Source organism: Dysgonomonas sp. 511 (genome assembly GCF_010501105.1).
Lineage (GTDB): Bacteria > Bacteroidota > Bacteroidia > Bacteroidales > Dysgonomonadaceae > Dysgonomonas.
On the sequence record NZ_QVMQ01000135.1, the window covers coordinates 1 to 299 of the forward strand.

Sequence of the window (299 nt, forward strand, 5' to 3'; positions counted from 1 at the left end):
CGATCCGTCGGTTTTCGTAGCAGAAGTAGCATATCGCTGTGGCTTTTCGTCGCAACAATATTTCAGCACCAGCTTCAAAAAGTTTTATGGCAAATTATATGCTTGATAATGTACAGCATGGTACAGTCGAAAACCTGCCGACCATCCTTCTGGTAGAAGACGATCCGGGCATTCAGAGGTTCACACGCAAATAATAGTCATAATCGGCTACAAACGATGGAGTCAATGCCTGAAAGGATATATCGCCCCTCAGATGGCATATAACAACCTCGATGTAGTTTTTGGCGGAGGATATGACG

At 44.5% G+C, this 299-nt stretch carries 1 protein-coding gene; it reads left to right on the plus strand.

Annotated elements, in window-relative coordinates; all coding sequences use genetic code 11:
* A partial coding sequence (locus D0T57_RS16150; protein WP_163274374.1) for an AraC family transcriptional regulator occupies window positions 1-106 on the plus strand: 106 nt, incomplete at its 5' end.
* Window positions 107-299: the final 193 nt, after the last annotated feature.